Source organism: Gemella haemolysans (assembly GCF_028308085.1).
GTDB lineage: Bacteria > Bacillota > Bacilli > Staphylococcales > Gemellaceae > Gemella > Gemella haemolysans_D.
This window is the reverse complement of the sequence record NZ_JAQMFS010000092.1, coordinates 1-11980: the sequence shown is the minus strand read 5'-3', so window position 1 is coordinate 11980 and position 11980 is coordinate 1. Positions and strand designations below refer to the sequence as shown.

At 37.7% G+C, this 11980-nt stretch carries 2 protein-coding genes; both read left to right on the top strand.

From position 1 onward, the window contains the following. On the top strand, positions 1-4545 hold a 4545-nt coding region (locus tag PNO30_RS07460; RefSeq protein ID WP_271987765.1), incomplete at its 5' end, for a DUF1542 domain-containing protein. Positions 4546-5347: 802 nt separating this feature from the next. After that, the coding region (locus PNO30_RS07455; RefSeq protein WP_271987762.1) for an Ig-like domain-containing protein at positions 5348-11980 on the top strand (6633 nt) is incomplete at its 3' end.

Here is an 11980-nt window from a genome sequence, read left to right as displayed (position 1 = left end):
ATAGACGATGCACTTAAAGCTAAGAACGACGCAATCGATGCACGTACAGATTTAACAGACGAAGAAAAAACTGCAGCGAAAGCTGATGCGAAAGCGAAAGCTGACGCAACGAAAACAGCAATCGATAAAGCAACAACAAACGAAACAGTGGAACAAGCTAAAGCTAACGGAACAACAGAAGTAAACAATGTAAATCCAACGGCAGTAGTAAAACCAGCAGCGAAACAAGTGATCGACGACGCCTTGAAAGCTAAGAATGATGAGATTGATGCACGTACAGACTTAACAGACGAAGAGAAAACAGTGGCGAAAGATGACGCAAAAGCAAAAGCCGACGCAGCAAAACAAGCAATCGACAATACGACAACAAACGCAGGTGTAGCTCAGGCTAAGACAGATGGAAGAACATCAGTAGATTCAGTAAATCCATTAGCAGTTAAGAAACCAGAAGCTAAGAAAGCAATCGACGATGCGCTGAAATCTAAGAATGATGAGATTGACGCTCGCACAGACTTAACAGACGAAGAGAAAACAGCAGCGAAAGCAGACGCGAAAGTAAAAGCAGACGCAGCAAAACAAGTAATCGATAATGCGACAACAAATGCAGGAGTAGAACAAGCTAAGGCTAACGGAACAACAGAAGTAGATTCAGTAAATCCAACGGCACAAGCCAAGCCAGCGGCTAAGAAAACGATAGATGATGCGCTGAAATCTAAGAATGACGAGATTGACGCTCGTACAGACTTAACAGATGAAGAAAAAATAGCAGCGAAAGCTGATGCTAAAGCGAAAGCAGACGCAGCAAAACAAGCAATCGACAATGCGACAACAAACGCAGCGGTGGAACAAGCTAAGGCTAACGGAACAACAGAAGTAAACAATGTAAATCCAACGGCAGAAGCAAAACCAGCGGCTAAAAAAGCAATAGACGATGCGCTTAAAGCTAAAAACGATGTGATCGATGCACGTACAGACTTAACAGACGAAGAAAAAACTGCAGCGAAAGCTGATGCGAAAGCAAAAGCTGATGCAGCAAAACAAGCAATCGACAATGCGACAACAAACGCAGCGGTAGAACAAGCTAAGGCAAACGTAACAACAGAAGTAAACAATGTAAACCCAACACCAGAAGCAAAACCAGCAGCTAAGAAAGCAATAGACGATGCGCTTAAAGCTAAAAACGATGCAATCGACGCTCGTACAGACTTAACAGATGAAGAGAAAACAAAAGCTAAGGAAGATGCAAAAGCGAAAGCAGACGCAGCAAAACAAGCAATCGACAATGCGACAACAAATGCAGCAGTGGAACAGGATAAAGCTAACGGAACAACAGAAGTAAGCAATGTAAACCCAACGGCAGAAGCGAAACCGGAAGCTAAGAAAGCAATAGATGAAGCACTTAAAGCTAAGAATGACGAGATAGATACTCGCACAGACTTGACAGACGAAGAGAAAACAGCAGCGAAAGCAAACGCGAAAGCTATAGCAGATGCAGCGAAAGAGACAATCGATAAAGTAGTAACAAATGCAGAAGTCGAGCAAGCTAAGACTTACGGAACGTCAGAAGTAACTTCAGTAAATCCAGAAGCAGTAGCAAAAACAGAAGCTAAGCAAGTGGTAGATGAAGCTCTGAAGGCTAAGAACAACGAGATAGATGCTCGTACAGACTTAACAGACGAAGAGAAAATAGCTGCTAAGGCAGAAGCTAAGGAAAAAGCAGATGCGGTAAAACAAGAAATCGATAAAACGACAACAAATGCAGAAGTAGACCAAGCTAAGACTGCTGGAACAACAGAAGTAACTTCAATAGATCCACAACCAGTAGCGAAGCCAGAAGCTAAGAAAGCAATCGATGATGCGCTAAAAGCTAAGAATGACGAGATATATGCACGTACAGACTTGACTGATGAAGAGAAAACTGCAGCAAAAGCATACGCGCAAGCAAAAGCTAATGCAGCAAAAGAAGAAATCGACAAAGCGACAACAAACGCAGAAGTAGACAAAGCTAAAACTAATGGAACGTTAGTCGTAACTTCAGTAGATCCACAACCAGTAGCGAAGCCAGAAGCTAAGAAAGCAATTGATGATGCACTAAAAGCTAAGAATGATGAAATAGATGCGCGTAGAGACTTAACAGACGAAGAAAAAGTCAAAGCAAAAGAAGAAGCTAAGGAAAAAGCAGATGCAGCTAAGAAAGCAATCGATAGAGCGACTACAGATGAAGAAGTAGAACAAACTGAGATTAATGGAACAACAGAAGTAAAAGTTGTAAATCCACAACCAGTAGCGAAAACAGCTGCGAAGCAAGCAATCGATGAAGTGCTTAAAGCTAAGAATGACGAGATTGACGCTCGTACAGACTTAACAGACGAAGAGAAAATTTCAGCTAAGGCAGACGCAAAAGCTAAGGCAGACGCAGCAAAAGAAGGAATCGATATCGCAACAACAAATGCAGAAATCGACCAAATCAAGAAAAATGGAACAACAGAAGTAACTTCAGTAAATCCAGAATCAGTAGCGAAAACAGAAGCTAAGGAAGCAATCGATGAAACATTGGAATCTAAGAATGATGAGATTGATGCACGTACAGACTTAACAGACGAAGAGAAAACTGCGGCGAAAGAAGAAGCTAAGGCGAAAGCCGATGCAGCGAAAGAAGCAATCGACAAAGCGACAACAAATGCAGAAGTAGACCAAGCTAAAGCTAACGGAACAAAAGAAGTAGCTTCAGTAGATCCAGAAGCGTTAGTAAAATCTGTAGCTAAGAAGGCTATAGAAGATAAGTTAGCAGAACAACTTAAAGTTATCGCAAATACTCCAGATGCTACTGATGAAGAGAAAAAAGCAGCAGCTGACCTAGCCAAACAATTAGCAGAAATAGCTAAGAAAGCTATTGATGCAGCTAGGGAAAATGCAGATGTGAAAAAATTACAAGATAACTCTAAAGTGGAAATTGAAGAAGCAGTACCATTTGTAGAAGATAAACCTAATGCAAGAAAAGCAATAGATGCAGTAGTGAAAGTTAAGAAAGCAGCTATTGATGCGAGAACGGATATTTCTGATAAAGTTAAAGAACTTCTTAAGGCAGAAGTTGATGAAATTGCAGCACAAGCTAAAAAAGCTATCGATGCAGCTTCAAGTGTTGATGAAATTAACAAGATAGAAGAAGCTAAGAAATCAGAAATCAAAGCTGTTGAAGAAGTTAGAGTTCCTGCTGAAAAAGTAATTGTAGCAGATCCGACTAACTTAACGGACGAAGAAAAAGCTAAAGTATTAGCGGCTATTAAATCAGTAAATCCAGATGTGAAAGAAATAACACAAGATGCAAAAGGAAATGTTATAGTAATAACTGCAAATGGGCATAAACAAGTTATTTCAGTTGCACAAGTAACAAAAACAGAAGTAGATCTTGCTAAAGAAAATGCTGGAAATGTGGTTAATACACCTGTAGCTAAGACGGCTGTAGCGGATGTAACAAAACTAACAGAAGCAGAAGAACAAGAAATCGTAGCTAAGGTTAAGGCGGTAAATCCTGGAGCAACAGTAGCTATCGATGAAAAAGGTAATATCATTGTAACTAATGGAGAAGGTTTAGTATTCGTACTTCCAGTTCTAGATTTAGTTATTCCAACTGATAAACTGACTGATATTACTGCGAATAGTAAGGTTAATACACCTGCGATAAGAACGCTAGTAGCGAATAAGGGAAGTTTAACGCAAGAAGAAATAGCTAAAATTAAAGTGGCTATCGAAGAAATTAATCCTGGAGCAATAGTTGTAGTGGATACAAAAGGAAATGCTACTGTAACTACGAAAGACGGTAAGTCTATGACGATTTCTTCAGATGTATTAGTGAAAGATGCTGCAGATGTAGCTGTTAAGAATAATGGAGAGAATATTAATCTTGATTTTGATAAAGAGGTAGTAGCGGACATTAACAATCTAACTGAATCTGATAAAGAGAAAGTTAAGTTTAAGGTGCTAGGTGCTATAAGAGAAGCGGTAGAACTTGTTGTTGATGCAAAAGGAAATGCCACTGTAATTCTTAAAGATGGAAGAACATTTACTATTCTAGCTAAAGATATCTTTGAACAACGTAAAGAAGTAACTGTAAACTTACCTGAAAAAATTAAGGTTAAAGATGCTTCGAACCTTACAGAAACTGAAAAAGAAGCTGTTAAACAAGCTTTAATAACTACAAATTCAAACTTTAAAGATGCTAAAATTACAATTTCAAGCACAGGTGAAGCAACAATTGTTTACCCAGATGGACAAGTGGTAGTAATTCCAGCGGAAAACCTAGTGGTTGCTGAGAAGGTAACAGGTGTTATCGTTGAGGATAACGCAGGAAACTATACTAAAGAAGATAAGAAACCTGCAGTAGATTATTCAAATGATAACACACCTAAGTTCAATGCTAAGAAAGGTCAACGTCTAGCGAATACAGGGGAAACTGAGACTAATACTGGATTAGCAGGATTAGGGATGGCATTTTTAGGTGGATTACTTGCGGTAGCGAAACGTCGTAAGGAAAAAGAAGAATAAATATCTAAAACTGAATATATAATATTTAGAGAATATATAAGGTACTCTGAAGTTAAGTGTAAAATTTTAACTTCAGGGTATTTTTTCATTAGAGGAATAGAAGAAGGGGATTAAATTAGTTGATTTTAATTTAGAAATATTTATTAAAAATCGATAATAAATTTAATGTGTTATATTATATATTGATTAAAGTGATAGAATTGATAAAAAAACAATTAATATTATATTGTATTGAAAAGTGTAAATTTTTAAAGTTTTTCGGTTTACAGGAACTAAAAATTGTAAACCAATAAAACTTATCGGTTTCATTTTCGAAAATTATGATAACGGTTTTCTAAAAAACACAGTCAAATATTCATTTTCTAGGAAAGGTTGACAGTGAAAACTACTTAATTTACTTACTTCTATTTATAATATTTACATAAGCTGGTGTAGCAACATTTGTAGAATTTGAGTTTTAGTTTTAAACAACTTGTATATAAGAGGTAATATATATAACTAATATTTTTTACTATTTTTTATTTAAAAATAAGCATTTAAAGTAGACATAATTCATTAAATTTGATAAAATAACTTATACGATTAATTAGAATAAAGAATTCATAGTTAATTAGTTAATAATATTACTTGAATGTTGAATTGTGTATTTTAATTATTTAGAAGAGAAGTTATGAGGAAAATATAGCATAAGGAATGCTATATTTTTTGTGTTTTTTTAGACTACGTTGTATATACAAACCAAACACTCTTCGCATAAAGTAAGAAAGATAATAAGAAACATAGATTAAATTTGGAGGGAAAAATGGTAGGAAAGAATAATCAATACTTAAAAACTACTAAAGAAGGTACAAGAGTTGAATCTTATTCAATTAAGAAATTCAAAGTTGGTACAGCATCAGTAGTAATCGGTGCTAGTATCTTTTTAGGTGCTGGAGCAGTAGCCCAAGCATCTGAAGAAGTGTCAAACAACACTACTAATGATAACGCAACAAATGCAGGAGCAAAAGAAGAGGCTCCTAAAGCTGTAGAAAAAGCAGCTAAAGTTGAAAACACTAAAGAAAGTGTAGCAGCAGTAGTAGCAGCAAAAGTAGGAGCAGAAACTCCTAAAACAGAAGCGAAAGCAGAAGTTAACAAAGGTTCTTTAAAAGATGCAATTACTGCATTAGAAAGTAACGTAAAATCAGCTCCAGACGCAGATCAAGCAGCGGTATCGGCAGCTAAAGAAGGATTAGCAGCAGCAAAAGCTGTATTAGCTAACGAAGTAGCTACACAAGCTGAAGTAGATGCACAAGTACAAGCAGTAAAAGCTTTAAACACAGTTGTAACTGAAGCTCAAGTAAATGGAGTAGCAGCGAAGAACGAAGCTAAAAAAGCAGAAGAAAAGGCTAAATCTGAAGCAAAACAAACTACAGAAGTAAAAGAAGCTAAAAAAGAATTAACTCAAGTAGCTTCAGAAGCAGAAGTAACTAACAAAGTTGCTAAAACTGAATTAAGTAAAAAAGACTTAAAAGTAGAAGCGAAACCAGCAGTAGCAAAAGCTATAGTTAAAAATGAAGAAGCTCTAAAAGTAGCTAAAGAATTATTAGGAAATGATAATGCTACGAAAGAACAAATCGCTAAAAGTTTAGAAGAATTAAGCAACTCTATTAAAGCGGTATACGCTGAATTAGAAAATGTGGGAGCTAAACGTAACGGTAAATTTGACGTAGTATTAGCTGATATAGCTGATACAGTAGCAGAACCACCGCTTTCAGAAGATGAACAAATTAATCACTGGAAGCAATACGCAGATAAAAATACTGAACGATTAACTAAACAAATCAAATGGTTTGATATTGCTAACAGTAAAGCAACTATAGAAAATCTTGGTGCAGGAGACACTCTTCAAGTAGGAACTAAATTCACACAAGAAATTTCACCAGGATATGTTGTAACATTAACAGTTACAAAATTAGCACCATTTAACTCAACTGATGAGTACAAAAAACGTGGTGGAGCAGGGTATGATGCCAATGCTATTAATGAGTACAAAGATGGAACTCCAGCTGAATTAAAAGTAGTAACACAAGGAGGTTACTCTGTTGCAAAAACAAACGGTATGGATACTAAAGGTAAAACAGTTATTCAATCTGTTAAAGATGGAGCTAACGTAGGGGTGGAATTCTCTGTTAAATCTACTTTAAACGGGAAAGAAGTGCCTTCGAACGTTGTATTCTTAACAGGGGAAGAAGCAGGTTCGTCAGAAGTTGAAATCTATAAAACAGATGGAGATGGATTTGAATTAGTAACTGAATTATCAAACACAATACCAAGATATAGTACTGCTCGTTCTTATACTGCAGAAACATATGAATACAGAACATTGCCTTCTGCCGGACATGGGCAAGATGGTTATCGTAAACAATATGGGGTAGAATATACTCTTGAAGGTTCAGGGAAGCAAGCCTTTGAAAAATTCAAAGCAGATAAAGCTGCAGGATTTTTCAATACGACTGTGACATCAGATACTGTTATTGCGATGAAAGCAGAAGATGGTAAATATCACACAGATGGATTAGGAACACAAGTTTTTGGACCGGTCTCAACTCACCGTGATTCAGGTTTCTCTACTCCATTGGTAATGACGCGTAATGCTAAAAACATTGGTATGTACATCTTTTCTGCAGGTCAACAAGGGTCTATGTTAGGATTCATGGTCCTAGATGAAGGAGATGCTCCTGCGTCATACGGAAGAGTAGCTCACTCTATCTCTAGATCCGATGGACAAAAACAACCATACTTAGGATCTGTTCCAGCTGACGTTGACGTTCGTACAACTCCAATTAACGGTGCAAGTGCGTTTATCTACGATGACGTTAATGGTATCGGTGCTGCGGATGAAGGTGCTCGTCAATTAATGGGTGACGATGTAGCTCCAAACGATAACTTCAAACTTAAAAAAGTTAACGACGGAACTTACTCAATGACTTTTGATGCTCACCTAGACGGAGAGGCTAAAGCTTATGTTAATGGTTGGATCGACTTCAATAACAATGGTAAATTCGATGAAGGTGAAGCTGCAGGGGTACAAGAAGTAACACAAGATGGAAAAGTTACACTAACATGGACAAACAATTACCAAAACGTAGACACAACAGCTACAAAACTAGCTACACGTTTACGTATTGCATACGATAAAGCTGACGTTAAGGGACCAACTGGTATTGCGTACTCTGGGGAAGTAGAAGATTTCCAAATTCAACAAACAGTTCCACCTCGTGGAACTAAGAGAGAAACAACAGATGTACAAGGTGCTACTCAAACATCTACTGTAGCATTCAATGCATACGGTCAAAAGAACTATGATTTTGATAAAGACAATGCTATTGACACAACAGTTAAATCGCAAATCGTTAAACCTGACGGAACATTAGTAACAGATGCAGACTTAGTAGATGGATACTATGTAGTACCAGGACAAGGTAAATATAAACTTACTGATAACGGTGCAAATGTAGATGTAGAATTTATCCCAGAAGCAAACTTCGTAGGGACAGCAGATGGTATTACAATCCGTCGTACAGACATCAATGGTAACACTACTGGTTGGGGTAACGAAGGTCGCCAAATCGTCGGTGGTGAAGGAGAAAACAAAGATCAACTAGACCTAGTAAGTGAACAAGTTCAATTAGCTGGACTTGCAGTAAAAGGTTCTATGGATGGTCGTTACATTCCAACAGTAACTCCAAAAGAAATCAAAGGAATACCTGAAGGATCAACAGATATCCAAGGTAAACCACAAACGAAAACACCTAAATTCTCAATCGACGTAGATAAAGATGGTGACGGAACTGCACCAGACGCAGTAACTCCAAGTGCACAGTACCCAGCTAAATTAGTAGATCCAGCAACTGGACAACCAACAGATGAAAAAACAGTAACAGTACCGGGTGAAGGAACTTATACAATTAATCCTGAAACAGGAGCGGTAACATTCACTCCAGAACCACAATTTACAGGAACTGCTAAAGGTATTAACGTATCATTAACAGCGCCAGTAGGTCAAGATAAAAATGGTCAACCTGTAACAGCAACAGCTACTGCAAAATACACTCCAACTGTAACGCCTGTTAAACCAACAGCAGCACCAGCTACTTCAACAGGAGTACAAGGTGAAACTCAAACAGGTAAACCAACATTTACAGAAGGAAACACAGAAGTACCAATTAAAGAAAACTCTGTAAAACTATTAAATCCAGATGGAACAGAAGCAAATGGACCAGTAGATGCTCTAGACCCAAGTGGTAAAAAAGTTGGTGAATACACTGTAGATCCAACAACAGGTGTAGTAACATTCACACCAACAGACAAATCTTACACTGGTAAAGTTCAACCAGCAAACGTACAAGCTGAAGATAAGAATGGAACAAAAGTTAAGACAACTTACACACCAACAATCGTAGGAGTAACGCCAACAGTAACACCAGCTACAACTGAAGATGTTCAAGGTAAAACTCAAGAAAGCACAGTTTCATTCGAAGGCGGAAAAACTACAATTGCAGGAGAAGAAAAATCTGTAGATATCGATCCAGCTACTTACACTCTTCTAGGTGAAGATGGACAACCAGCTACAGAAGTACCAGCTAAAGACCCAGAAGGAAATGTAATTGGTAAATATACTCTTAAAACTGTAGATGGAAAAGCTGTTGCAGTATTCGAACCAACAGACAAAACATACTCAGGAGAAGTTCAACCAGTACGCGTTCAAGCTAAAGATAAGAACGGAACGCCTGTAGAAACAACTTACACACCGAAGATTACTCCGGTAACACCAACAGCAGAACCAGCTACATCAGTAGCTATCCAAGGAGAAACTCAAAAAGGAACTCCAACATTCGCTCCTGGAGACACTATTGCTCCAATTAAAGAGAATTCATACAAACTTCTAGATAAAGAAGGAAATGAAGTTCCAGCAGGACAAACAACTCCAGCATACGCTGAAGATGGAGTAACTCCAGTAGGTACTTACTCAATCGATCCAGCAACAGGAGAAGTAACATTTACACCAACAGATAAATCTTACACTGGAAAAGTAACACCAGCTAACGTTCAAGCAGAAGATACAAATGGAACTAAAGTTTCTACAACTTACACTCCATCAATCATTCCTGCACAACCAGAAGCAGAACCAGTTAAAACTGTAGATGTTCAAGGTGCAACTCAAACAGGTAAACCAGTATTCCAAGGTGGAACTGCTATGGTTAACGGTGAAGAAAAAACTGTAGAAATGGACGATACAGTACCAGCGAAATTAGTAGATCCAAAAACTGGAGATAAAGTAGACTCATTAACTGTAGAAGGAGAAGGAACTTATACAGTAAAACCAGATGGAACAGTAACATTCACACCAGAAAAAGACTTCACAGGTGTAGCTAAAGGTGTTGAGGTAGTTCGTCAAGATAAGAACGGAACACCAGCTAAAGCAACATACACACCTGAAGTTAAACCAGTAACACCAACAGGAACAGACGCAGTAACTGAAGATATTCAAGGTGCAACTCAAACAGGTAAACCTGAATTCAAAGGTGGAAAAGTAACAATCAACGGTGAAGAAAAAACTGTAGAAATCGACGAAGACAAACCAGCTAAATTAGTAGATCCAAAAACTGGAAACCCAGTTGATTCAGTAACAATCGAAGGAGAAGGAACTTACACAGTAGCTCCAGATGGAACAGTAACATTCACTCCAGAGAAAAACTTTACAGGAAAAGCAACAGGAGTAACAGTTCAACGTGAAGATAAGAACGGAACACCAGTAACAGCTAAATACACTCCAGTAGTTAAGAAAGCAACACCAACAGGGATAGACGCAGTAACTGAAGATGTTCAAGGTTCAACTCAAAAAGGTAAACCAACATTTGAAGGTGGAAAAGTAACAGTAAATGGTGAAGAAAAAACTGTAGAAATCGACGAAGACAAACCAGCTAAATTAGTAGATCCGAAAACCGGAAACCCAGTTGATTCAGTAACAATTGAAGGAGAAGGAACTTACACAGTAGCTCCAGATGGAACTGTAACATTCACTCCAGAGAAAAACTTCACAGGTAAAGGAACAGGAGTAACAGTTCAACGTGAAGATAAGAACGGAACACCAGTAACAGCTAAATACACTCCAGTAGTTAAACCAACAGTACCAACAAGTACAGACGTGATAACTACAAATGTTCAAGGTGCAACTCAATCAGGAACACCAACATTTGAAGGTGGAAAAGTAACAGTAAACGGTGAAGAAAAAACTGTAGAAATCGACGAAACTGTAAAACTAACATTCGAAGATGGAACAACTGAGAAGAAAGTACCAGGAGAAGGGACTTACACAATCGATGAAAATGGTAAAGTAACATTCACACCAGAAAAAACATTTACAGGTCAAGCTAAAGGTGTAACAGTTAAACGTGTTGACAAAAACGGAACACCAGTAACAGCTAAGTACACTCCAGTAGTAGTACCAGTAACTCCAACTTCAAAAGACACTGAATCAGAAGGACCAAAAGGACAACCTCAATCAGGAACACCAACATTTGAAGGTGGAAAAGTAACAATCAACGGTAAAGAAGTGCCAGTAGAAATCGACGAAACTGTAAAACCAACATTCGAAGATGGAACAACTGAGAAGAAAGTACCAGGAGAAGGAACTTACACAATCGATGAAAATGGTAAAGTAACATTTACTCCAGAACTAAACTTCGTAGGAAAAGCATCAGGTGTAACAGTTAAACGTGTAGATAAGAACGGAACACCAGTAACAGCTAAGTACACTCCAACAGTACGTCTAGATACTTCATATGTTGATAAAGATGGAAACCCATTATCACCATCAGAAGATGGAACTAAACCAACAAAAGATATCCCAGGATATAAAGTAGTTAAAACTGAAATCGATGAAAAAGGAAATACAAAACACATCTATGAAAAAGTTACAACAACTCACAAAGATAAAGATGGAAATGTAATTCCAAACTATCCAGTTGAAGAAGGAACAAATCCGAAGAAAGATATCCCAGGATATAGATTCGTAGAGACTAAGAAACTTCCAAACGGAGACGTGGAACACGTATACGAAAAAGTTAAAACAAGTCACAAAGATAAAGAAGGAAACGAAATTCCAAACTTCCCAACAGAAGACGGAGAACAACCGAAGAAAGATATCCCAGGATATCGTTTAGTAGAGACTAAGAAACTCCCAAACGGAGACGTGGAACACGTATACGAAAAAGTTAAAACTAGTCACAAAGATAAAGACGGAAACGAAATTCCAAACTTCCCAACAGAAGATGGAGACCAACCGAAGAAAGATATTCCAGGATACCGCTTCGTAGAGACTAAGAAACTTCCAAACGGAGACGTAGAACACGTATACGAAAAAGTTAAAACTAGTCACAAAGATAAAGATGGA